Source organism: Vreelandella sp. GE22 (assembly GCF_968212445.1).
In genome coordinates this window covers 2,980,784-3,004,309 of record NZ_OZ309110.1, presented here as the reverse complement: position 1 = coordinate 3,004,309, position 23,526 = coordinate 2,980,784, and the positions used below count along the sequence as shown (strand labels likewise).

Sequence of the window (23,526 nt, the reverse complement as noted above, 5' to 3'; positions counted from 1 at the left end):
CTCCTGGACAGTGTTTAAAAGAACGTAAGGCCGACTTGAAAAAGCCGTTCGACGTCGCGAATCCGGCGCTTGTCGATCACGAACAAAATCACGTGATCCCCGCTTTCCACCACGGCGTCACCGTGGGCGATGATGACCTCCTTGCCGCGCACCATCGCCCCGATGGTGGTGCCCTCGGGCAGGCCGATATCGCGCACCGCCCGGCCGACCACTTTGGAAGACTGCTTGTCACCGTGGGCGATCGCCTCGATTGCCTCGGCCGCACCCCGGCGCAGGGAGTGCACGTTGACGATGTCGCCCCGGCGCACGTGGGTCAAAAGGCTCCCGATGGTCGCCTGCTGCGGCGAGATCGCGATGTCGATCTCGCCGCCCTGGACCAGATCCACGTAGGCGGCGTTGTTGATCAGCGTCAGCACCTTTTTCGCCCCCAGCCGTTTGGCCAAAAGCGACGACATGATGTTGACCTCGTCGTCGTTGGTCAACGCGCAGAAGATATCGCAATCCTCGATATTCTCCTCTTCCAAGAGCCGCTTGCTGGTGGCGCTGCCGTGCAGCACCACGGTGCGGTCGAGGCGCTCGGAAAGGTTCGTGCAGCGCTCGAGACTGTGCTCGATGATCTTGACCTGGTGGCTGTGCTCCAGATGCTCGGCCAGGCGCTCGCCGATGTTGCCGCCGCCGGCGATGACCACTCGGCGAAAACCGCGCTCGACCCGTCTAAGCTCGCTCATCACCGCGCGAATGTCGCGCCGGGCGGCGAGGAAGAACACTTCGTCATCGGCCTCGATGATCGTATCGCCCCGCGGAATGATCGGCCGGTTGCGCCGGTAAATGGCCGCGACGCGGGTATCCACGTTGGGCATGTGGCGGCCCAAAAACGCCAGGTCCTGGCCCACCAGCGGGCCGCCGTAAAACGCCTTTACCGCCACCAGCTGTAAAAGCCCGCCGGCGAACTCCAGTACCTGAAGGGCGCCGGGGTGTTCGATCAAGCGGCGCACGTGGTCGGTCACCACCTGTTCGGGGCTGATCAATACATCGATGGGGATGGCTTCGTGGGCGAATAGCCCCTTGCGAGTAAGATAGGGCGTGGCGCGTACCCGGGCGATCTTGGTCGGCGTGCGAAAAAGCGTGTGCGCGACCTGGCAGGCGATCATGTTGACTTCGTCGGAGTTGGTCACCGCGATCAGCATGTCGGCGTCTTCGCAGCCCGCCTGACGCAGGATGATCGGGTAGGAACCAGCGCCGGTCACGGTGCGGATATCGAGCTTGGTGTGAAGCTCACGAAGCTTGGCCGTGTCCGTGTCGACCACGGTGATATCGTTCTCTTCGCGCGCGAGGTGTTCGGCCAGCGCCCCGCCGACCTGGCCGGCGCCAAGAATGATGATTTTCATGGCTGAATCGGTTCCATTGAAAGCGCCGGCGTTTTAATGAAAAGAGCGAAAGGGCGCCGCAAATAAAGACGGCGGCCAGTGTAAACCAGCCGCCGTCGAAAAGCAGTGAGGAAATTAATCCAGCGTGAAGCCGACCTTCACTGTCACCTGCCAATGAGCCACCCGGCCGTTTTCGATATGCCCGCGGGTGTCGATGACGTCCAGCCAGCGCATATGATCGATCGACTCGGACGCCTTGGCGAGGGCGTTTTGCACGGCGTCTTCGATGCTGGTTTCAGAAGAGCCGGTGATTTCTACGTGCTTGTAGATATGATTACTCATACGATTTTTCATCCTTGTGGTGAATAAACGGCTTCGAGCGTTTGGTTACGCCAAACGCTTTTCCAGCCTGGCATAAAAAAAGCCATCGTGACTGCTTTGTTGCGAAAAGAGCTGGCGGCCGTGGCCGCTCGTCTCGCCCCAGGCCACGTCCGACGGGGTGGTGGCCCGCGCATCCGGGGTGCGGCTGATGAACGCCTCGATTTGTTGGGCGTTCTCCTGGGGCAGCACCGAGCAGGTCGCGTACAAAAGCGTGCCGCCCGGGCGCAAAAGGCCCCACAGGTTATCCAAAAGCGAGGCCTGGAGCTTGGCCAGTTGGCCAATATCGCTTTGACGGCGCAGCTTTTTGATATCCGGGTGGCGGCGAATCACGCCGGTGCCCGAACAGGGCGCATCGAGTAAAATAGCATCGAAGTGCGTGCCGCTCCACCAGTCGCGCTCGGCGGCGTTGGCATGGCGCAAATCGGCGCTGAGCTTGAGCCGGCTGAGCGTATCGTCGACCCGGGCCAGGCGCTGGTTATCCATGTCGATAGCGGTCAGCGCGATATCGAACTGCTCGAGCAGGTGGGCGGTTTTGCCGCCGGGGGCGGCGCAGGCATCGAGCACCTGGGCGCCGGGGCGGGGCGCAAGCGCCGGGCCCAGAAGTGCCGCACTCAACTGGGCCGCCTCGTCCTGAACACTGACCCAGCCCTCCTTGAAGCCTGGCAGTATCGAGACGTCGCAGGGCGTTTCCAGCGTGATGCCGTCCGGGGCGTGGGCGCACAGGTGCGCGTCGAGCCCTTGATCGACCAGCTTGCCTAGGTACGCCTCGCGGTCGAGCTGGCGCTGATTGACGCGCAGGGTCATGGGGCCGGGGTGGTTATTGGCCTCTACCACCTCGCGCCACTGCTCGGGCCAAGCCTCGCGCAGCACTTTCAAAAGCCAGGGCGGGTGTTCCAGCGCCACGCTTTCGTCGCGGTCCACCTCGGCTTGCAGCGCCTCGCTTTCGCGCTGAAGCCGGCGCAGGCAGCCGTTCAATACCCGGGTGGCCCACTCTTTTTTCAAAAGCCGCGCCGCGCCGGCGGTTTCACCCACCGCCGCGTGGGCGGGAATCCGCATGTACAAAAGCTGGTAGATGCCGATCAATAACAGCGCGTGAATATCCTGATCGCGCTTTTTGAACGGCTGTTTGAGCAGTTTCGCGGCCAGCGCTTCAAGGCGCGGCAGGCGGCGGCAACTGCCAAAACAGAGCTCTTTTAAAAGGCCCCGGTCCCGGGCGATCACGCTGTGCTCGTCAAGGCCGGCCAGCGACCCTTGTTCGTTGAGGACCGGCGTCAGCGCGCGCGCGGCGGCGGCGCGCACCTCCTGGCCACTGCCTTCCTGGGGGCGCTTGGCGCTCATGAGTTCTCTCCGTGATGCGTCTGTTCGATCGTTGGCGTGCCCAGCTGGCTGCCCGGGACAAGCCGGGGCTGTGGGGCGTTGAGTAGTGCGCTGACCGGCAGCATTTTGGCGCCGGGGAGCTGCACGTGGCTAACGCACAGCACCTGGTGGCCGTGCTCGCCGCAGGCGATGCGCAGATGATCGTCGCCGTGGGCCAGCAGCGTGCCCGGGGCGGATGAATGCGGGGCCGGGCCTTCGGCGCGGGCCATGTAAAGGCGCAGGCGCTCATCGCCCAGCGCGCACCAGGCGACCGGCCAGGGGTTGAAGGCGCGGATTTTGCGCGCCAGCACATCGGCGCTTTGTGTGAAGTCGAGCTCGGCTTCCGCCTTGCTCAACTTGGCCGCGTAGGTGACGCCCTCCAGCGGCTGGGGCGTGGCCGTGGCGCTCGCCTGGTTCAAAGCGTCGAGCGTTTCGATCAGCGCCCTGGCGCCGTCCTCGGCGAGCTGGTCGTGAAGCGCCCCGCCGGTGGTGTGCTCGGTGATCGGCGTGCGTATTTCACTGAGCATCGCGCCGGAGTCCAGGCCTGCATCCATCTGCATGATGGTCACACCGGAGGCCGCGTCGCCGGCTTCGATGGCGCGCTGAATGGGCGCGGCGCCGCGCCAGCGGGGCAGCAGTGAGGCGTGAACGTTGATACAGCCAAGGCGCGGGATGTCGAGGACGGCCTGGGGGAGCAAAAGCCCGTAGGCCACGACCACCATGATATCGGCCTCGAGGGCGGCGAGCTCGGCCTGGGCGGCGGGGTCTTTCAGGCTCATCGGCTGATAGACCGGCAGTTCGTGCTCGAGGGCCAGACGCTTGACCGGGCCGGGGGTAAGCTTGCGCCCACGCCCAGCGGGCCGGTCGGGCTGCGTATAAACGCCTACCACCTGGTGGCCGCTTTCGAGCAGGGCGGCAAGGTGTGATTCGGCAAAATCCGGGGTGCCGGCAAAGACGACGCGCAGTGGGGGCATGGGTCTACCTGTTCGGGCTTTTTTCAGAAAATAGCGAGAGGGGCGTAAAAGCCGCCCGGTGGGCGGCTTTTTGATCGCTTAGGCGTCCTGCAGCTTGTGGCGCTTTTGCATCTTTTTCATGATGCGGTCGCGCTTCAACGCCGAGAGGTAGTCGACGAAAAGTACCCCTTCAAGGTGGTCGTACTCGTGCTGGATACAGTGGGCGAGCAGGCCATCGGCTTCGAGCTCGTAGGCCTCGCCGTTGCGATCCTGGGCATTGAGTTTGACCTTGAGAAAACGCGGCACCTCGGCGTAGTGCTCGGGGATCGACAGACACCCTTCGGAGAGCGGCTCTTGCTCTTCGCCGATCGGCTCGTAGCGCGGGTTGATCAACACCAGCGGCGCGTCACCGTTTTCAGAGACGTCCATCACCACCACGCGTTGGTGAACGTCGACCTGGGTGGCGGCAAGCCCGATGCCGCGCGCGTCGTACATGGTTTCCAGCATATCGTCGACGAGCTGGCGGACGCTGTCATCAACGGTCTCAACCGGTTTCGCCTTGGTTCTCAGGCGCTCATCGGGAAATTCGAGAATGGGACGTGTAGCCATGGCGTTACTATCACCGTTATTCAATCTGTGGTTTCAAAACAGGGGCTAGAATAGAGGTTAAAAACCGCGACAGGTTCCGGCGGCGGGTCAATGACCGCGCTTGAAAGTCGCCCGCGCCCCTGCCTCAATTGGGTTAGCGCGTCTATGTGCTTTACTATAGGCCACTATATCATGCTGGCGGTACTTCTGGGCATGCGCGCAGGCGTGTCTTCTACCGCTCTCACCCCTTTCAGGGAATCGCCATGGCCGTTAAAAAATCCCTTCGTTATAGCGCCTTCGTCGCGCTTTTGCTGGGGGGCTCGCTTGCCGCCAGTGCCGCAATGGCTTGGGAGCGTATCCGCGACGACGCCCCCGAGCGCTACACCGTCGTACAGGGCGACACGCTTTGGGATATCTCGGCGCGCTTTCTACGTGCTCCTTGGCAGTGGCCCACGCTTTGGCAGGCCAACCCGCAGATTCGAAACCCTCATCGTATCTACCCAGGCGATACCCTCGTGCTTGGCGACTGTGCCGGCGCCCCCTGTTTTGATTTCGAGCCCGGGCGCCCGGTGGTGAAGCTTTCGCCCCAGGTGCGCCGGGTCGAGCCCCGCGAGGCCGTAACGGCGCTGCCCCGCGAGGTGGTCGATGTGTTTTTACGCCAGCACCGCGTTCAACAGGCCAATGAGCCGCTTCGCGAGCTTGGCTACGTGGTGGGCGGCGAGAACGAGCGCTTCATCAGCGGCGCCGGCGACACGCTTTACGTGCGCGGCGAGCTCCCGGCGGACACGCGCATGGGTTTTTATCGCCCCGGCGAGCTCTACTTGTCTGGCGAGGGCGAAACCCTGGGGCGCGAGCTCGTCTATATCGGCGAAGCGCAACGGGCCGGCCAGCAGGGCGAGATCGCAAGCGTCAAGGTGCTGAGCGCTCAGCAGGAGGTGCGCAACAACGATATCCTGCTCACGCTGGACGATACCTTCGAGGCGGATTTTCAGCCGCGCGCCCCGCTTAATGACGTGGCCGGGCACATTATCGCCGCCCCCGGCGGGGTGCGTTTTATCGGCAGGCTGCAAATCGTGGCGCTGGACCTGGGGACCGAGGACGGCCTGCAGCCGGGCCACGTACTGCGCGTGGACCAGCAGGGCGAGCTCATCAACGACCCGCGCACCGGGGAGCTTTTTCAACTGCCCAATACGCAAAGCGGGCTGGTCATGGTATTCAAGCCCTATAACCGTATGAGCTATGCGCTGGTCATGCAGGCGTCCAACGTATTGGCGATAGGCGACGAGGTGCGCTCACCCAGTCGCCCGAATTAAAAAAACCGGTCGTCAGGATTAACAAAAGGGGGCGGGAATGGATACGAACGCATGGCTGGCCGTGGAAGCGCTACCGGGGATGGGCGCTCATCGCATCAAGGCGCTGGCCCAACGCCAGCCCAGCTGGCCCCAGGGGTGGCTTGCCGCGCTGCCGGGCCCGGCGGCAAGTGCGCTAAGGCTCTGGCTCGATCATCCATCTAAAAGCCCGCTGCAGGCGCGGGTGAACGCCACGCTCGACTGGCTCGCCGGTGGGCCGCGGCGCCACGTGCTTCATCCGGGCCATCCCCACTGGCCTGCTTTACTCGATGAGCTACCCGACCCGCCGCCGGTGCTTTGGGCGCTGGGCGATCTCGACGCGCTCAAAGGGCCGGGTATCGCCATGGTCGGTACCCGCAAGCCGACCGGCGAAGGCGCCCGAAACGCTCGACACTTCGCCCGGGAACTGGCCCGGCGCGGCTGGTGCGTGGTGAGCGGCATGGCGCTGGGCGTAGACGGGCTGGCCCAGCAAGCCGCCCTCGACGAAGGGGGCGCCACCGTGGCGGTGCTGGGCGGTGGCGTGGATATCATCTATCCGGCGAGCCACCGCGCGCTTTATGAGCAGCTAGGCCAAACCCCCGGCGCTTTGGTGCTGGCCGAGCACCCGCCCGGCACCAAAGCGCGGCCCGCTTTTTTCCCGCGGCGCAATCGTATCGTCACCGGGCTTTCGCTGGGCACGCTGGTGGTCGAGGCCACCGAGAAAAGCGGTAGCCTGGTGAGTGCAAGGCTTGCCCTAGAGCAGGGCCGCGAGCTCTTCGCCGTGCCGGGCTCGATTCATAACGTCCAGGCCCAGGGCAGTCTGGCGCTTTTAAAAAGCGGCGCGACCCTGGCGCGCCACGTCGACGATATGCTCGATGAGCTTGGCCACTGGGCGCCGGCGTACATGCCCGCAGCCCAGACGCCGGCACAACCCCCAACCGAATCTTTGCCGGCCATGAGTCACTCGGCTGAAAGCCCGCCGCCGGATGCGCTGCTTGCCGCGCTTTCGTCGGCCCCGACCCCCATCGACCTGCTGGTGCAACATACCGCGCAAAGCGTGGGCGAATGCCAGCAGCGCCTTTTGATGCTGGAGCTCGATGGCCTTGTGGCCCAGCAGGCGGGCGGCTGGGTGCGCCTTGGCTAGGCCGTGGTAGGATAAACCCACGTTGGCTGGCTACGCCGAATACTCAAAGGAGGCCTTGATGACATCGACGGTGGAACTTCAACGCGCGACCCAGGCGCTTCGCGAAGGCGGCGTCGTCGCGTGCCCGACCGAGGCGGTGTGGGGGCTTGGCTGCGACCCGGACAACGAGCAGGCACTCACCCACTTGATGCGCATGAAAGAGCGCGACCCGGCCAAGGGCGTCATTTTGGTGGCGGCCAGCATCGAGCAGTTCGGCCCCTGGCTTGCCGGGCTTCCGCTTGCGCTGCACGCCCCGCTTGCGGCGAGCTGGCCCGGCCCCAATACCTGGCTTGTGCCGGACAACGGGCGCAGCCACGCTTTGGTGCGCGGTGCCCACCAAAGCGTGGCGCTGCGCGTCACCAATCATCCTGGTTTGAAAGCGCTGTGCGACGCCTTTGGCGGGCCGCTGGTGTCCACCTCGGCCAACCGCGCGGGCGAGCCACCGGCCATGACCGAGCAAGAGGTGCAGACGCTGTTTGGCACGGAGCTTGGTGCCATCCTGCCCGGCGAGCTGGGCGCCCAGGCGCGCCCCAGCACTATTCGCGACCTGGCCTCCGGCAAGGTGCTGCGCTTTTGATATGAGCACCTTTCTGATGGACGCTATGGTAGCGCGGCTGGGCGCGGAGCGGGCCGGCCAGGCGCCGGGACCTTTTCCCCAGGACGGTCTGGTGCGCAACATCCACGGCGACTTCACGCCGATGATGTGCGGCGGCATCAGCGCGCTTTTACTCCAGATGCTGCACCCGCTGGCGCTGGCCGGCGTGTGGGACCACTCCAACTTTCGCCACGACATGGTGGGCCGGCTGCGGCGTACCAGCGACTTTATCGCCACCACCAGTTTCGGTACGTTCGAGCAGGCCGAAGAGGCAATTGCTCGGGTGCGCCGGGTGCATGCCCATGTACGCGGCCAGGCCGCCGACGGCCGCCCGTACGCCGCCGATGACCCGGACCTGCTCACCTGGGTGCACGTTGCGGAAATGAGCCGCTTCATGGCCGGTCACCTGCTGTATCGTAACCCGAACCTGAGCGCGGCCGACCAGGACCGCTACTTTTTCGAAACCGCCTGCATCGCCGAGGCGCTGGGCGCGCGCGACGTGCCCGACAGCCGGGAGGCGGTCGCGGCGTACCTCGAAACGAAGCGCGGCGAGCTTGTGTGCGATGAGCGCACCCGGGATGTGATCCAGGTGCTGCTGGCCGCGCCGCCGCGGCATCTGATATTGCGCCCGGGCGGGGCGCTTTTTATGCGCGCGGGGATCGACCTTCTGCCCGAATGGGCCGCGCGCCAGCTCGAGCTCGATATGTCGAAGCTCCAGCGCCGGCTCGTTCGCGCCAGCATCAAAGGCGCGATGCCCCTGATCAGCCGCGCGGTAAGAAGCGGCGCCTACCGCCGGGCGCTGACGCGGTTTCAGGGCCGCGCCTGAGCCGCTCGATTGCCCCTTCACCCCTTGCGCCTTACCCCTTACCATAAGCGTCTACCCTTTCAGGCACGGCTTTGGAGATACTGTGGCCCACGAGCACCTTGACGACGTTAAAACGTACCTGATGAACCTGCAGGACCGGCTCTGCGAAGGTCTTGCCCAGGCCGATGGCCGCGGCACGTTCAGAGAAGAGAGCTGGGAGCGTGAAGCCGGCGGCGGCGGGCGCTCGCGGGTGATCGAAAACGGCGCGATTTTCGAAAAGGGCGGAGTCAACTACTCCCACGTGTTTGGTGAAACGCTGCCGCCTTCGGCGACCGCCTCGCGCCCGGAGTTGGCCGGGCGCAGCTTCCACGCGGTGGGGGTGTCCTGGGTGCTGCATCCGGAGAACCCGCACGTGCCCACAAGCCACGGCAACGTGCGCTTTTTCATCGCCGAAAAAGAGGGCGAGGCACCGGTTTGGTGGTTTGGCGGCGGCATCGATCTCACCCCGTACTACCCGGTGTTCGAAGACGTGGTGCACTGGCACCAGGTGGCCAAAAACGCCTGCGCGCCCTTTGGCGATGAGGTTTATCCCCGCTACAAGGCGTGGTGCGACGAGTATTTCTACCTCAAGCATCGCGATGAAACCCGCGGGGTGGGAGGGCTCTTCTTCGACGACCTGAACGCGCCGGATTTCGAGCACGCCTTCGCCTTTCAGCGCGCCGTGGGCGATAGCTTTTTAGAGGCTTACCTGCCGATTATCGAGCGTCGCCGTGACACGCCCTGGGGCGAGCGCGAGCGCGAATTCCAGCTCTATCGGCGTGGGCGCTACGTGGAGTTCAACCTGGTGTGGGACCGGGGGACGCTGTTTGGTTTGCAAAGCGGCGGGCGCACCGAGTCCATCTTGATGTCGATGCCGCCGCTGGCCCGCTGGGAGTATGGCTATACCCCAGGTGCTGGCAGCCCCGAGGCGCACCTGGACGACTACCTGACCCCGCGCGATTGGCTGACCGAGGCCGAGAACCTGGGAGTGAGCCCGTGAGCGATCACTACTGTGTGCTCGGTAACCCGGTCAAACACTCCAAATCACCGATGATTCATCAGGCCTTCGCCGAGCAAACCGGTCAGGCCCTGCGCTACACCGCCGAGCTTGCCCCGCTCGACGGTTTCACCGCCGCCTGGCAGCAGTTCTGCCACCAGGGTGGGTATGGTGCCAACGTGACCGTGCCGTTCAAACAGGATGCCTTTGCGCTGTGCGATACGCTCAGCCTACGCGCCCGGCGCGCCGGTGCGGTGAATACCCTGATCAACGGCCAAAACGGCCGCGTCTATGGCGACAACACCGACGGCGTTGGCCTGCTGCGGGATCTAAAAGCCCAAGGGGTGGCGCTTCGCGATGCGCGCATTCTGGTGCTGGGCGCCGGTGGTGCGGTGCGCGGCGTGCTCGAGCCGCTGTTGAACGAAGGCCCGCAGGAAATCGTGATCGCCAACCGCACGGCCGACAAGGCTGAGGCGCTGGCCCGGGATTTCGCGGATTTAGGCAAGACAAGCGGGGGCGGGTATCACGCGCTTTTCGGCACGTTCGATCTGGTGATCAACGGCACCAGCGCAAGCCTGGCCGGCGATTTGCCGCCGTTACCGGACGCGCTGTTCAACCCGGGGGGTTACGCCTACGACATGATGTACGGGGCAAAGCCTACGGTATTCATGCAGTGGGCTGATACACGCGGTGCCACCACGGTAGACGGCCTGGGCATGCTGGTCGAGCAGGCCGCAGAGGCATTTTTCCTCTGGCGCAACGTGCGCCCGGATACCACGTCGGTGCGTCAGCTTTTGAGACGATCGCTGAGCGCTTGAGCGCGGCGTGCCCTGGGCACGCCGCAGGTCTACCCGGGCTTACGGGCGCGAGCAGTTCGGCGTGCGGCCCTGGCTTCTGGCCTGCTCATAGGTGGCCATGGCTTGGCCCATGCCGGACTGGAGCCCACTGATACGTTGATCCTGGCTTGGGTGGGTCGACATCCAGGCCGGCGGCGCGCCGCCGCTGGAGGCCGCCTGCATGTTTTCCCAAAGGGTGACGCTTTCTCGCGGGTCGAACCCGGCCTGGGCCATCAGGTCCTGGCCGATGATATCCGCTTCGCTTTCATGACGGCGGGAGAAGGGCAGCGCGATACCGTACTCGGCGCCCATACCCAGCACGCCCATCAGTTGCTGGCCGCCCGCGGACTGCATGCCCGAGGTGCTCGAAATCATCGAAAGGCCTAGCGAGGTCGCGCTCTTGGTCGAGGCGCGCTCGTTGGCGTGGTTGGCCAGCACGTGGCCGATTTCGTGGCCTACCACCGAGGCGAGCTGGTCCTGGCTGGTGGCCAAATCGAGCATGCCGGTATTCACGCCCATGTAGCCGCCGGGCAGCGCGAAAGCGTTGGGCTGCTCGGATTCGAACACGCGCACCTGCCAGTCCGAATTGCGCTGTTCGCTGGGCAGCACATCGACGATGGCGTTAGTGATGCACTGTACGTAGCGAAGGCTTGCCTGATCCCCCATGGGTACATCCTGCTGGTACTGAGCGAAGGCCTGCTGGCCCATCTGATTGAGCTCGGCATCCGAGAGCAGCAGAAGCTGCGAGCGGCCGGTCGGCGAGGTGCTACAGGCCGCAAGTGAAGCGCACAAAGCCGTAACGGCGAAAGGGCGAAGCCAACGCATGAAAGATTCCTTGTGGGTAAATGGTATGAACGGTTCGATGACGGTAGTTTTATCATAACGTATTGGGAGGGCAAGTATGGATGACGAATTAACCAGGCGCCTTACACGCCTTTTAGAGCGCGCCGAGCACTGGTTGCCTCCGGCGCCGGCACCGGTGGACTGGTCCACTCAAAGCGCTGCTTTGTGGCAGCGCCATCCGCTGGGTGGGCGGCTGGTGCCGGTACCGCCACGCGATACCACGACGCTGGATGATCTGCTCGGCATCGAGCGGCAAAAAAAGGCGCTCCTCGATAACACCCGGGCGTTTTTGAAGGGCTTGCCCGCCAATCACGCGCTTTTGTGGGGCTCCCGGGGGAGCGGCAAATCGTCGATCGTTCGCGCGCTGATCAATACGCTGGCGGCGGACGGCCTGCGCCTGATCCAGGTCGACCGCTATGACCTGGCAAGCCTGCCGCAGCTGGTCGAGGAGCTTCGTCATACTCCGCATCGCTTCGTGGTCTACTGCGACGACCTTTCCTTCGAGGGCAACGACGACGCCTACAAAGCGCTCAAAAGCGTGCTGGACGGCGCGCTAACCGGCCCGCCGGAGAACGTGCTGATCTACGCGACTTCCAACCGCCGCCACCTGCTGCCGGAATCGATGGCGGATAACCAAAGCTCGCAGCTGGTGGGGGAAGAGCTTCACCACGGCGACGCCGTCGAAGAGAAAATCTCGCTTTCGGATCGCTTTGGCTTGTGGCTTGGGTTTCATCCTTTCAACCAGGCGACCTACCTGGACGTCTGCGCTCACTGGGTCGTAAAGCTGGGCGGCGAAGACGCCTGGAACGACGCCGCCCGCGAAGAGGCGGTTCGTTTCGCCACGCAGCGCGGCGGACGCAGCGGGCGCGCCGCCTGGCAGTTTGCCGCCCACTGGGTCGGGCGCCAGGGGCTTTAACGTACCGGCGTGAGCTGGCCGTCCTGGCCCACGTTGAGGCGAATGGTCGGCGTGAACAGCCCCGATGGCAGGGTCATGCCAAGCCCGCGCAGGTTCCCCGGCGTAATCGCCAGCTCGCTGCCTGCGGGGAGCGAGCCGTGGGAGGCCAACTGCTGCGCCAGGTTGATCATCGGGCGAAGACGCTGCGGGTCGGTGGCCAGCACGTCGAAGGACACCGGCAGGCGCAAATTCGCCCCATCCCCCGGCGTTAGCGAGACCTCCTCGGCGTAGCGCCCGGAGACCGGATCCGCACCGGGCATATCCAACGTCCAGTTGAACCCCGACATATTGACCGCCGGCATCCCCGCCGGCAGGCCAAGCCCCAGCGCCATGGTTGCCTGGATCGGCAAGCTACCCGACCCCAGGCTGGACGCGATCAGGCTCGACAAGTTAGTGGTGTCGAACCCCGCGTTCAGATCATAAGGCCCCACCTTGACGTTCTCGACACCCAAGGACGTGACCGCCAAGCGAAAAGCAAAAAGGCTGGTTTGAGGAAGCGCCAGACAGCCGGTGAGTAGGCTTGCCAGGCTTAGAAGCGTTAGCCAGCGCCAACGGCGCGCAAGATGAGCCATGAGTCCCTCCTGTGAAGGGCGAAAGGTGGTAGGGCCAGCAATGAAAAGCCAGGCCATTTGAGGTAGAGCGGTGATGTTTGTCAACTGGTTTATCACATGGCCCCTAAGCGGGCGAACGCAACCCATCCAGTAAGGGCGGCTAACGCCGCCATCGCCGAATGAATTCAGCTCCTACGGTGGGCTTGGGGCAAAAGGGGTGGTAGGAGCAGGCTTCAGCCAGCGAAGCAGCGCAACGCGCTGCCGGGGTAGATGGCCATGGCGCACCAGTGCGGTCCATCAAGTAAGGGCGGCTAACGCCGCCATCGCCCAATGAATTGGGCTCCTACAATAAAGCCGTGCACTCATCCATTGTAGGAGCAGGCTTCAGCCAGCGAAGCAGCGCACAGCGCTGCCGGGGTTAAGTGGCGTGGCGCGTCAGGAGGTTCCATCGAGTAAGGGCGGCTGGCGCCGCCATCGCCCAATGAATTGGGCTCCTACAATAAAGCCGTGCACTCATCCATTGTAGGAGCAGGCTTCAGCCAGCGATGCAGCGCACAGCGCTGCCAGGGTGGGTGGCTCTGGCGCACCAGCGGGCGGCATCGAGTAAGGGCGGCTGACGCCGCCATCGCCCAATGAATTGGGCTCCTACAATAAAGCCGTGCACCCATCCATTGTAGGAGCAGGCTTCAGCCAGCGAAGCAGCGCGCAGCGCTGCCGGGTTAGGTGGCTATAACGCACCAGTAGGCCCCATCCAGTAAGGGCGGCTGACGCCGCCATCGCCCAATGAATTGGGCTCCTACAATAAAGCCGTGCACTCATCCATTGTAGGAGCAGGCTTCAGCCAGCGATGCAGCGCACAGCGCTGCCGGGGTAGGTGGCCGTGGCGGCGCCCGTGCGATCCATCGAGTAAGGGCGGCTGGCGCCGCCATCGCCCAATGAATTGGGCTCCTACAATAAAGCCGTGCACTCATCCATTGTAGGAGCAGGCTTTAGCCAGCGATGCAGCGCACAGCGCTGCCGGGGTTAAGTGGCGTGGTGCGTTAGTAGGCTCCATCGAGTAAGGGCGGCTGGCGCCGCCATCGCCCAATGAATTGGGCTCCTACAATAAAGCCGTGCACTCATCCATTGTAGGAGCAGGCTTCAACCACCACTGCAGCGCGCAGCGCTGCCGGGGTGGGCGGTGGCGCATCAGTGCGAACCATCGAGTAAGGGCGGCTGGCGCCGACATCGCCCAATGAATTGGGCTCCTGCAATAAAGCCGTGCCCCCATCTATTGTAGGAGCAGGCTTCAGCCAGCGAAGCAGCGCACCCGTGCGATCCATCGAGTAAGGGCGGCTGGCGCCGCCATCGCCCAATGAATTGGGCTCCTACAATAAAGCCGTGCACTCATCCATTGTAGGAGCAGGCTTCAGCCAGCGATGCAGCGCACAGCGCTGCCGGGGTTAAGTGGCGTGGCGCACCAGTGCGATCCATCCAGTAAGGACGGCTGGCGCCGCCATCGCCCAATGAATTGGGCTCCTACAATAAAGCCGTGCACTCATCCATTGTAGGAGCAGGCTTCAGCCAGCGATGCAGCGCACAGCGCTGCCAGGGTGGGTGGCTCTGGCGCACCAGCGGGCGCCATCGAGTAAGGGCGGCTAGCGCCGCCATCGCCCAATGAATTGGGCTCCTACAATAAAGCCGTGCACTCATCTATTGTAGGAGCAGGCTTCAGCCAGCGATGCAGCGCAACGCGCTGCAGTGGTGGGCGGCCACCATAAAAAAACGCCCGCTGAATAGCTCAGCAGGCGTTTTTAGAGAAGCGTCAGGCTCGCGTTAGCGGCGTTTCTGGCGTGCTTCCTTGGTGCGGTCCAGCTCGCGCTTTTTGGCTTTTTCCTTGTCGCTGGCGCCGGCCATGTGATCATAGGGGTTGTCGCCGGAGCGGAACTCGAAACGCATGGGGGTGCCGCGGACTTTCAACACCTTGCGGAAGGTGTTGGTCAGATAGCGCCGGTAGGCTTCGGGCAAGGAGCTGGTCTGGTTGCCGTGGACCACGATGATCGGCGGGTTGCTGCCGCCCTGGTGGGCCATGCGCAGCTTGATACGCCGGCCGTTGATCATGGGCGGCGGGTGCTGGCTGGTGGCATCTTGTAAGAGCGTGGTCAGGCGGTTGGTCGACCAGTGGGCGTTGGCCGCCTCGAACGCGCGCTCGATGGACGGGTAGAGATCGCCCACCGCGGTGCCGTGCAGCGCGGAGATAAAGTGCATCTCGGCGTAGTCGGCAAAGCCCAAGCGGCGCTTGATCTGGCTGCGCATCTTCTCCTTGGCGTCGCTCTCCAAGCCGTCCCACTTGTTGACCGCAAGCACCAGCGCCCGGCCGGTGGTCAGCACGTAGTCCAGCAGGTGCAGGTCTTGCTCGACCAGGCCGCTGCGCGCATCCAGCACCATCACCGCTACGTGGCACTCCTTGATGGCATCGAGGGTCTTGATGATCGAGAACTTCTCGGCGATCTCGCTGACGTTCTTGCGCCGCCTGACCCCTGCGGTATCCACCAGCACGAACGGCTTGCCGCGGCGCTCGAAGGGGATTTCGATGGCATCGCGGGTGGTGCCGGCTTCGTCGAACACCACCACCCGGTCTTCGCCGAGCAGCCGGTTGACCAGGGTGGATTTACCCACGTTGGGCCGGCCGATCACGCCGATACGAATACCCTTGCTGCCGGTATCCGCCGGAATGCTTTCGTCGCGGGCGGGGAAGGGCTCGAGCACGGTGTCCATCAAAAGCGACACGTTGCGCCCGTGGGCGGCGGCGATCGGCCATGGGTCGCCAAGGCCCAGACCCCAGAAATCCCCCATCGCCGAGTGCTCTTCGAGCCCGTCGGTTTTATTGACCACCAGCCAGGTTTTCTTCTGGTTGACGCGCAGGTGGTTGGCGATCGCCTCGTCGGCGACGTTCAGCCCCGAGCGGCCATCGACCAGAAACAGCACGATATCGGCTTCGTCGATCGCGGCCAGGGACTGCTCGGCCATGGCCGCGTCGATGCCTTCCTCGTCACCGCTAATGCCACCGGTGTCGATGACCGTGTAGGTCTTGTTACCCAGCAGGCCGTTGCCGTATTTACGATCGCGCGTAAGGCCTGGGAAATCGGCCACGAGGGCATCCCGCGAGCGTGTCAGGCGGTTAAACAGCGTCGATTTGCCCACATTGGGCCGACCGACTAGAGCGATGACGGGTGTCATGGAGTGAGTTCCAACGTTTGCAGCCGGCCATTGTTGGCCTGTACATGAATGGTGCTGCCTTCGGTGACCGGGCGCAGGGTGATGCCCGACTTGTGCACCCGGGTACGGCCGACGATGTTGCCTTCGCGGGCATCGATGAGATGCACGTAGCCTTCGAAGTCACCCACGACCAGGCGACCATCGGCAAAGGCGGGGGCGGTCAGCCAGCGATCTTCCAGGTCGTCGTTGCGCCAGATTTCCTGGCCGTTGTTGGCATCCAGCGCCACGACCTGACTGTCGTCGGTGACGACGAACAGCGTATTGCCGACGAGTACCGGCGTGTGGCGGCTAGAGAGGCTGGTCTCCCAAAGCGTGCCGCCCTGGGTTGCCTCGAGGGCTACGACGCGGCCGTTATAGCTGGTGACGAACAGGCGTCCGTCCTGGCTTAGGACCGGCTGGCCGGCAAGATCCACCAGGCGCTCGACTTCGCTGCGCCCGCGGGGCGTGGCGATCTGCATGTCCCAAAGCGGCTGGCCACTGCGGTTATCCAGCGTAGCCAAGCGGCCGTTGGCCAGGCCCACGAACGTAACCGGGTCGATCACCATCGGTGTGCCGGTACCCCGCAGCGTAAGCGCGGGTTGGGAGCTGGTGTAGACCCAGCGCTCCTGGCCGGTTTGGCGGTCAAGCGCGGTAATTTGGCCGTCGACGCTTTGCACGACCAGCAGCTGCTGATTGGCCTGGGGCGCGGCGAGCACTTCGCTGGAGACCCGCGAGCGCCAGTTGATGCTGCCATCAGACTGGTCGATCGCGATCACTTCGCCGTTACGCGTAGCAAGATATAGCTGGCCGGCAATGGCGTTCAGCGCACTGGAAAGCGGCGTGTCGAGCTCGATACGCCATTGGCGGTTGCCATTATTGGCGTTGAACGCCATGACCACGCCCTGGGCGTCGGCGGCGAAAACGGTGTTGCCTTCGCGAGTGGGCTCGATGGGGTAGCGAGCGCGCCCCAGGCCGTCGCCGACGCTTTGCCGCCACACGTTCTCCACGTTCGTGGTTTCGTTGAAGCTGGTGAGCTCCTTCGGCGTGAAAGCGGGTTCGCTCTTGCTGGCGCAGCCGGCCAGCATTACCAGCGCTGCCGCGCCTAGCGTGGCGCGCAGAAGCGCTTTATTGAATAACGGTTTGGAAAGGCTGATCGTCATCAGGAGGTCGCCTCCTCGGCGCCAAGGTCGTCTAGCTTAAACTGAATGCCGTAAAGCGACTGGTTCTGACCATCTGCGGCCAGCGCCTCTTGCCAGGCCGTGCGGGCGTTATCGGTATCGTCAAGGGCTGCATAGGCGTCGCCGCGGGCGTCAAGGCGCTGCGCGGCCAACGAGTCGGCCATCGGCTCGTCCAGCAGCGACAGCGCCCGGTCCGGGTTGCCCTGGGCGATTTCCACCCGGGCCAGACGCAGCCGGGCCAGGCTTTTCACGTAATCCCGCGAGGCGTTGTCCGCCACGCGCTCGAGCGCTTCCCGGGCGCCGTCCAGGTCGTTCTGGTCGACGGCCAGGCGCGCTTCGATCAAAAGCGCAAGCTCGGCGTAGAGCGTGCCACCGTGGTCATCGTTGATCTCGTCGACCAGACTACGGGCGGTTTCGAACTGCTCGGTGCTCTGCTCCGGCGCGTTGCTGATGGTCATCAACTGCTGGTAGCGCACGGAGGCCGCCGCTGCCTGGCCTTCCTGGTAGTTCTGCCAGGCGTGCCAGCCGAATACCCCGGCCGCCGCGATCACAGCGCCGGCGAGCAGCGAGGTGCCGTTCTCTTTCCACCAGCGCTTGATGACATCAAGCTGTTCTTCTTCGCTTCTCAGCTCCGCCACGGGCGGCCTCCTTGTTCTGGCATAGTGGGTAGGCCGGTTTGGCCTACCGGGCCTTGCGGCCTTTGAATGGTCAAGCGCTTAGCGGGCGATGAGTGCGTCGAGCGTGTCGACCAGCGCGCTCTGCTCGAGGGTTTGCTGCTCGCGCTCTTCGCGCAGGAACTTGAGTGTGACCGTTTGATTGGCCACTTCGTCTTCGCCCAGCAACAGCGCCACGCGGGCGGCGCTTTTATCGGCCTTTTTCATGCGGCTTTTGAAACTGCCGCCGCCGCAGTGAAGTTGCAGGCCAAGGCCGGGCAGTTCATTGCGTAGCCGTTCGGCAAGCGTCAGCGCGGCGGTGGTGGCGCTATCGTCCATCGCCAGCAGGTAGACATCGCACCCGCCCAGAGCCTCTGCGGGGACCAAATCGAGGGTTTCCAGCAGCAAAATCAGCCGCTCGATACCCATGGCAAACCCCACCGCCGGGGTGGGCTTGCCGCCCAACTGCTCGACTAGGCCATCGTAGCGCCCGCCGGCACACACGGTGCCCTGGCTTCCCAGCGCCGTGGTGGTCCACTCGAATACCGTGCGCGAGTAGTAATCCAGCCCGCGCACCAGGCGCGGGTTAACCACGTACTTGATACCCGCGGCTTCCAATAGCGCCGTCAACTGCTCGAAGTGCTCGAGCGACGCTTCGTCCAAGTGATCCATAAGCTGCGGCGCGCCGTCGAGCATGTCCGCCATGGCCGGGTTCTTGGAATCCAGAATACGCAGCGGGTTGCTGTCCAGGCGCCGTTTGGAGTCCTCGTCGAGAACGTCCTGGTGCTCGTTGAAGTAGGCGACGAGCTTGTCACGGTAGGCCGCCCGGGCGTCGAGCGAGCCCAGCGAGTTGAGCTCCAGCGTCACGTGCTCGCTTAGGCCCAGTTCCTGCCAAAGGCGCGCCGAGAGTAAAATCACCTCGGCGTCGATATCCGGGCCTTCGAAGCCGTAGGCTTCCACGCCGACCTGGTGGAACTGGCGGTAGCGGCCCTTTTGCGGGCGCTCGTGGCGAAACATCGGGCCCTGGTACCAGAGCCGCTGGGTCTGGTTGTAGAGCAGGCCGTGCTCCATGGCGGCGCGCACGCAGCTGGCGGTGCCTTCCGGGCGCAGCGTCAGGCTGTCGCCGTTTCGGTCCTCGAAGGTGTACATCTCTTTTTCGACGATGTCGGTCACTTCACCGATCGAACGGGCGAACAGCGCGGTTTGCTCGACGATCGGCATGCGGATTTCGTCGAAGGCGTAGCGCTGCATCAGGTTGCGCACCTTCGCCTCAAAAAATTGCCAGCGAGGGCTCTCGCTGGGCAATAGATCGTTCATACCACGAATGGCTTGAATCTTTTTAGCACCGGACTTGCTCAATGAGGACTCCTTATAAGCACGGGCAGCCTCTTGCGGGGCTGCCCGTCTTTTACGGCGTTACACGCTACGCGTGATGACGTCGTCTTGTTGCTGCTGTTTGAGGCGGACTTTTTCGCGGATCATCGCTTCCAGGTCGTCGACCAGGTGGTCGTTGCGTAGTTTGCTGGCCGGTTTACCGTCGATATAGACCAAATTGGCCGGTGAGCCGCCGGTCAGACCGATATCGGTCTCTTTGGCTTCGCCGGGTCCGTTGACCACGCAGCCGATCACCGAGACGTTGAGCGGCGTCATTACGTCTTCCAGGCGCTCTTCGAGCTGGTTCATGGTGTCGATGACGTCGAAGTTCTGGCGCGAGCAGCTGGGGCAGGCGATGAAGTTGATCCCCTTGGCGCGCAGCTTCAAGCTCTTGAGCATGTCGAAACCGACCTTGATCTCCTCGACCGGGTCGGCGGCCAGCGACACGCGAATGGTATCGCCGATGCCATCCATCAACAGCATCCCAAGGCCGATCGACGATTTTACCGTGCCCGAGCGCAGCCCGCCGGCTTCGGTAATCCCCAAGTGCAGGGGCTGTTCGATGCGGCTGGCCAAATCCCGGTAGGCGGCCACCGCCATGAACACGTCCGAGGCCTTGACGCTGACCTTGAAATCGTGGAAATCGAGCCGGTCGAGGTAGTCGATGTGGCGCATGGCGGATTCCACCAGCGCTTCCGGGGTCGGCTCGCCGTACTTCTTCTGCAGGTCTTTCTCGAGCGAGCCCGCGTTGACGCCGATACGAATCGGAATACCGTTATCCCGGGCGGCGTTGACCACTGCCTTGACGCGATCTTCCCGGCCAATGTTGCCTGGGTTGATGCGCAGACAGTCCACCCCCAGCTCGGCGACGCGCAGGGCGATCTTGTAGTCGAAGTGGATGTCCGCCACCAGCGGCACGTCAACGCGTTGCTTGATGCGGCCAAAGGCTTCGGCGGCGTCCATGTCCGGTACTGATACGCGCACGATATCCGCCCCGGCGTTTTCCAGCTGCTGGATCTGGCCGACGGTGGCGTCCACGTCCAGGGTGTCGGTATTGGTCATGCTCTGCACCGCAATCGGTGCATCGCCGCCTACCGGAACCTTGCCAACGTGGATCTGGCGGGACACTCGGCGTTTGATTGGAGAAGGGGCGTGCATAAGACGGATCACTCTCCTAGAGTAAATCGGGCAACGTTATTGGCACCGGCGCGCTGGCCAAGATCGACACTCTCGCCTAGGTAGATCAATTCCACGCCGGTGGCGTTACCGATGGTGAGTCGAAAAGGCGGTTCGCCTTCAACTGTAGCCGTGGTGCCCGGAGTTTGCAGGCCCACGAAAACGCGCTGATTGGTGGCATCGAAAATTTCGGTCCAGGACTGCTCGTTAAAGGTCAGTGCCATCGTCCTGGCGTCTGTCTGGGCCTGCTCTTCGCCGCCCTCGGCTTGCGTTGCGGCAATCGTCTGGGCCGATGCGATCGCAGCCTCGGACGGCTGCACCGGCTCGGGCTCGCTGACCGGCGCTTGCTCGGCGCTTTCTTCGTCTGCGCCGTTCTGGGCATCGCTTGGCGCGGGGGAGGAGACCGGCGTGTCAGGAAGGTCCGCGGCCGCGTCGTTTTCCGGCGTGGCGAACTGGCTCTCTTCTTCGGACGAGGGCGTGGCGCCCATGCTCGGCGGCTCGCTGCCGCCACGGCTTTGCCACCACATCACCGTCACGCCGATCAGCCCGGCAATCACTAATAGCGTCACCAGCTTGAAAAGCCAGGCGCCGGCCCGCGACGGGGGCCGCGAGGTCGTCACTGGCGTCACCTTGCGCTCGGCATCTGCGGTGCCAAAGCGTGCCTGATACGCCTCCAGCACGACCCGCTCATCCATCCCCAGGTATTTGGCGTAGGCCCGCAGGTAGCCGCGCCGGTAGGTGACCACGGGGATCTCATCGTAGTGGTCGCGCTCGAGCCCTTCGACCACGGCGGGGCGTAAATTCAGCGCCAGGGCGGCGTCCGTGAGCGGTACGCCAAGCTGTTCACGCTGGCTGCTGAGCAGCTCGCCGGGAGAGGCGGTTGAGGTCGTCGTATTCTCGTTTAAATGTGTGTCGCTCATGGCTGAGCATCCTTCAATAATTAGGTGATCAGGGCGCTGCGCCGTCCAGTGACCGACGCTGATAATCCGCGGCAGCTTGTTCATCGCCGCGGGCGCGGGCAATCGTGGCGGCCAGCGTTAGCGCCTGTGGGTCGGGGCCGGCCAACTGCAGGTAACTTTGCAGTGGCGCCCAGGCGCGCTCAAAATTGCCCTGAGAAGCTTCCAATTCGGCTAACATTAAATACCCGCGCGGACTCCGCGGGTCGATACTTTGGGCACGCGCGAAGCGCTCGCGGGCGCGGTTGATATCGTTCAACGCCACGTAGCACTGCCCTAAATTGGTAAAAAGCTGGGCGCGGTTGGCGTACTGAGCGTCCTGGGAGGCGATCTCCAATTGCTCGCAGGCCTCGTTGAAACGGGCCTGCTGGTATAAAAATGCCGCGTAGTTGTTACGCGCGCGGGTAAAAGAGGGCGCCGCCTCGACGGCCTGTTGGAAATAGCGCTGGGCCAACGCGTTCTCGCTCTGTTGCTGATAGACCAGCGCCATGCCTTGAAGTGCCTCGGCGTTTTGCGGGTCGGCCTCTAGGGCGCGGTCGAGGGCGTTAAGCGCGCGGGGAAGGTTGCCGCGCTCGAGGTAGGCAATGCCGAGTTCACTGTAGGCGGTGGCAGCGTCCTGACCGGTGCGCTGCGAGGAAGGCGTGCTGGTCGTCGCGCACCCGGCGAGCATCAGGCTACCCAGTAGCACGGGCAGTATCGATACTCTAAAGGGGGTCGCGCGGCTACCGTCAATCATGTACGCCCTCATGGGTGAATGTTAAACCGCTACTTGCTCGACGCCGGCCCGTGTCGGATGACGGCCTTTATCAAATGCCGATGTTAACCAAACGCCGATGTTTATCAAACGCCGATGTTTATCAGACCATTATGCCAGGTCGAAACAGGGTCCATCAAAGCGCTGTGCCGGATGGAAGTCAAGGCGCGTTAGTCAGCGTCGAGCTGTACCGACTGAATATGGCGCGCACTACGCTTGGTGCGGTCCTTCACACGCCCCACGAGCTGCCCGCAGGCGGCGTCGATATCGTCGCCGCGCGTCATGCGCACGGTGGCGTTGTAACCCAGGTCGTAAAGCCACTGCTGAAAGCGCATGACCTGATTGCGCGAGGGCTTCTCGTACCCTGAGTTGGGAAACGGGTTGAACGGAATCAAATTGATCTTGCAGGCAAGTTCCTTGAGCAGATCGGCGAGCTGCTCGGCGTGCTCCTGCTGGTCGTTCACATCCTTGATCAGGGTGTACTCGATCGTCACCTGCCGGTTTTCCGGGCACTTGGCCAGGTAGCGGTGGCAGGCATCCAAAAGCGCGCGGATGTTGTACTTGCGGTTGATCGGCACTAGCTCGTTTCTGAGCTCGTCATTGGCGGCGTGCAGCGAGATCGCCAGGCTCACGTCGATCTCGTCGCCGAGCTTGTCGAGCATGGGGACTACGCCGGAGGTGGAAAGCGTCACCCGGCGCTTGGAGAGGCCGTAACCGCTGTCGTCGAGCATCAGCTTCATGGCTGGCACGACGTTGTCGAAATTCAGAAGCGGCTCCCCCATACCCATCATGACCACGTTGGTCACCGGGCGGTTGGCCGTGTCGCGGCGCGGGCCGACGCTGCGTTGTGCGACCCACACCTGGCCGATGATCTCGGCAGCGGTCAGGTTACGCTGAAAGCCCTGCTTACCCGTGGAGCAGAAACTGCAGTCCAGCGAGCACCCCACCTGGGAGGAGACGCAGAGCGTACGGCGCTTGCCGTTTTCCGCCGGGATCAGCACCGTTTCCACGTAGCTGCCATCTTCCACCTCGAGCACCCACTTGCGAGTGCCATCCGTCGAGGTGCCTTCATACACCACCGCCGGCCCGCGAACTTCCGCCACCTGGGCGAGCTTTTCGCGCAGCGCTTTGGAGAGGTTGGTCATCGCGGCAAAATCGTCGACGCCCTCCTGGTGAATCCACTTCATCATCTGGGCGGCGCGGAATTTTTTCTCGCCAATCGAGAGAAAGAAAGCTTCCATCTGCGCGCGGGAAAGCCCCAGCAGATTTTGCAGCGCCGGTGTGGCGGATGCATCAGAGGAGGGTTTGGAGGCGACGGTCGCATCCGGCGTATGTTGGGCTACGGTGGTGGTCATGGCTCAGCGCTTGGAAAGGGCGGGGGCGAACCCCCGCAAAAATGGCCAGCAACGCGTGTGAAACGC

The 23,526-nt window shown here is 63.7% G+C and carries 22 protein-coding genes; 7 read left to right on the top strand and 15 right to left on the bottom strand.

Annotated features, from left to right (window positions below; genetic code table 11):
• Nucleotides 1-14 precede the first annotated feature (14 nt).
• The 5 genes from trkA to def all read right to left on the bottom strand — a co-directional run bounded on the left by trkA (nucleotide 15) and on the right by def (nucleotide 4,666).
• Nucleotides 15-1,388: a Trk system potassium transporter TrkA gene (gene trkA / locus ACWHRL_RS14010; protein WP_447894140.1), complete on the bottom strand. Its 1,374-nt coding sequence runs from the start codon at nucleotides 1,386-1,388 to the stop codon at nucleotides 15-17.
• Nucleotides 1,389-1,502: 114 nt separating this feature from the next.
• Nucleotides 1,503-1,709: a dodecin gene (locus tag ACWHRL_RS14005; protein ID WP_447529743.1), complete on the bottom strand. Its 207-nt coding sequence runs from the start codon at nucleotides 1,707-1,709 to the stop codon at nucleotides 1,503-1,505.
• Nucleotides 1,710-1,754: 45 nt separating this feature from the next.
• Complete coding sequence (gene rsmB / locus ACWHRL_RS14000; protein ID WP_447894139.1) at nucleotides 1,755-3,086, bottom strand: 16S rRNA (cytosine(967)-C(5))-methyltransferase RsmB; 1,332 nt, start codon at nucleotides 3,084-3,086, stop codon at nucleotides 1,755-1,757.
• Nucleotides 3,083-4,078, bottom strand: coding sequence for a methionyl-tRNA formyltransferase (fmt, locus tag ACWHRL_RS13995; protein WP_447894138.1), 996 nt, complete (start codon nucleotides 4,076-4,078; stop codon nucleotides 3,083-3,085). Before fmt ends, rsmB begins: the two co-directional genes overlap by 4 nt.
• Nucleotides 4,079-4,156: 78 nt before the next feature.
• Nucleotides 4,157-4,666: a peptide deformylase gene (gene def, locus ACWHRL_RS13990; protein WP_447529740.1), complete on the bottom strand. Its 510-nt coding sequence runs from the start codon at nucleotides 4,664-4,666 to the stop codon at nucleotides 4,157-4,159.
• 242 nt (nucleotides 4,667-4,908) lie between these two features.
• Here def and ACWHRL_RS13985 point away from each other — a divergent pair, with 242 nt between their 5' ends.
• The 6 genes from ACWHRL_RS13985 (at nucleotide 4,909) to aroE (ending at nucleotide 10,410) form a co-directional block, all read left to right on the top strand.
• Nucleotides 4,909-5,958 carry a LysM peptidoglycan-binding domain-containing protein gene (locus ACWHRL_RS13985; RefSeq protein WP_447894137.1) on the top strand — a complete coding sequence of 350 codons (1,050 nt, stop codon included), beginning with the start codon at nucleotides 4,909-4,911 and terminating at the stop codon, nucleotides 5,956-5,958.
• Between the two features lie 37 nt (nucleotides 5,959-5,995).
• The gene (gene dprA / locus ACWHRL_RS13980; protein ID WP_447894136.1) at nucleotides 5,996-7,117 is read left to right on the top strand and encodes a DNA-processing protein DprA; all 1,122 of its coding nucleotides are present in this window, start codon (nucleotides 5,996-5,998) and stop codon (nucleotides 7,115-7,117) included.
• A gap of 58 nt (nucleotides 7,118-7,175) precedes the next feature.
• Complete coding sequence (locus ACWHRL_RS13975; RefSeq protein WP_447529737.1) at nucleotides 7,176-7,733, top strand: L-threonylcarbamoyladenylate synthase; 558 nt, start codon at nucleotides 7,176-7,178, stop codon at nucleotides 7,731-7,733.
• A gap of 1 nt (nucleotide 7,734) precedes the next feature.
• Nucleotides 7,735-8,577: an oxygenase MpaB family protein gene (locus ACWHRL_RS13970; protein ID WP_447894135.1), complete on the top strand. Its 843-nt coding sequence runs from the start codon at nucleotides 7,735-7,737 to the stop codon at nucleotides 8,575-8,577.
• A gap of 82 nt (nucleotides 8,578-8,659) precedes the next feature.
• The gene (gene hemF, locus ACWHRL_RS13965) at nucleotides 8,660-9,595 is read left to right on the top strand and encodes an oxygen-dependent coproporphyrinogen oxidase (RefSeq protein WP_447894134.1); all 936 of its coding nucleotides are present in this window, start codon (nucleotides 8,660-8,662) and stop codon (nucleotides 9,593-9,595) included.
• Entirely contained in the window at nucleotides 9,592-10,410 is an 819-nt protein-coding gene (aroE, locus tag ACWHRL_RS13960; RefSeq protein ID WP_447894133.1) for a shikimate dehydrogenase, read from the top strand. The genes hemF and aroE overlap by 4 nt, the downstream gene beginning before the upstream one ends.
• Before the next feature lie 39 nt (nucleotides 10,411-10,449).
• On the opposite strand, the gene ACWHRL_RS13955 is transcribed toward aroE, so the two are convergent.
• The gene (locus ACWHRL_RS13955; RefSeq protein WP_447529733.1) at nucleotides 10,450-11,253 is read right to left on the bottom strand and encodes a M48 family metallopeptidase; all 804 of its coding nucleotides are present in this window, start codon (nucleotides 11,251-11,253) and stop codon (nucleotides 10,450-10,452) included.
• Between the two features lie 76 nt (nucleotides 11,254-11,329).
• Between ACWHRL_RS13955 and ACWHRL_RS13950 the strand changes: the two genes are divergently transcribed.
• A complete protein-coding gene (locus tag ACWHRL_RS13950) occupies nucleotides 11,330-12,187 on the top strand; it encodes an ATP-binding protein (protein ID WP_447894132.1) in 858 nt (285 codons plus the stop codon).
• Here the strand turns inward: ACWHRL_RS13950 and ACWHRL_RS13945 are convergent.
• The 9 genes from ACWHRL_RS13945 to rlmN form a co-directional block, all read right to left on the bottom strand.
• Entirely contained in the window at nucleotides 12,184-12,798 is a 615-nt protein-coding gene (locus ACWHRL_RS13945) for a hypothetical protein (protein ID WP_447894131.1), read from the bottom strand. The genes ACWHRL_RS13950 and ACWHRL_RS13945 overlap by 4 nt on opposite strands.
• 1,794 nt (nucleotides 12,799-14,592) lie before the next feature.
• Complete coding sequence (der, locus tag ACWHRL_RS13940; RefSeq protein ID WP_447529730.1) at nucleotides 14,593-15,996, bottom strand: ribosome biogenesis GTPase Der; 1,404 nt, start codon at nucleotides 15,994-15,996, stop codon at nucleotides 14,593-14,595.
• Nucleotides 15,993-17,174: an outer membrane protein assembly factor BamB gene (bamB, locus tag ACWHRL_RS13935; RefSeq protein ID WP_447894130.1), complete on the bottom strand. Its 1,182-nt coding sequence runs from the start codon at nucleotides 17,172-17,174 to the stop codon at nucleotides 15,993-15,995. The genes der and bamB overlap by 4 nt, the downstream gene beginning before the upstream one ends.
• Complete coding sequence (locus tag ACWHRL_RS13930; protein ID WP_447529728.1) at nucleotides 17,174-17,830, bottom strand: YfgM family protein; 657 nt, start codon at nucleotides 17,828-17,830, stop codon at nucleotides 17,174-17,176. The genes bamB and ACWHRL_RS13930 overlap by 1 nt, the downstream gene beginning before the upstream one ends.
• A 78-nt stretch (nucleotides 17,831-17,908) precedes the next feature.
• A complete protein-coding gene (gene hisS, locus ACWHRL_RS13925) occupies nucleotides 17,909-19,204 on the bottom strand; it encodes a histidine--tRNA ligase (RefSeq protein WP_447894129.1) in 1,296 nt (431 codons plus the stop codon).
• A 57-nt stretch (nucleotides 19,205-19,261) separates the two neighbouring features.
• Nucleotides 19,262-20,377, bottom strand: a complete 1,116-nt coding sequence (gene ispG / locus ACWHRL_RS13920; protein ID WP_447529726.1) for a flavodoxin-dependent (E)-4-hydroxy-3-methylbut-2-enyl-diphosphate synthase — start codon at nucleotides 20,375-20,377, stop codon at nucleotides 19,262-19,264.
• 8 nt (nucleotides 20,378-20,385) lie between these two features.
• Nucleotides 20,386-21,315, bottom strand: a complete 930-nt coding sequence (locus ACWHRL_RS13915) for a RodZ domain-containing protein (protein ID WP_447529725.1) — start codon at nucleotides 21,313-21,315, stop codon at nucleotides 20,386-20,388.
• A gap of 28 nt (nucleotides 21,316-21,343) precedes the next feature.
• Nucleotides 21,344-22,087: a type IV pilus biogenesis/stability protein PilW gene (gene pilW / locus ACWHRL_RS13910; protein ID WP_447894128.1), complete on the bottom strand. Its 744-nt coding sequence runs from the start codon at nucleotides 22,085-22,087 to the stop codon at nucleotides 21,344-21,346.
• Between the two features lie 188 nt (nucleotides 22,088-22,275).
• On the bottom strand, nucleotides 22,276-23,460 hold the full coding sequence (gene rlmN, locus ACWHRL_RS13905) for a 23S rRNA (adenine(2503)-C(2))-methyltransferase RlmN (protein WP_447529723.1): 1,185 nt from the start codon (nucleotides 23,458-23,460) through the stop codon (nucleotides 22,276-22,278).
• Nucleotides 23,461-23,526: the final 66 nt, after the last annotated feature.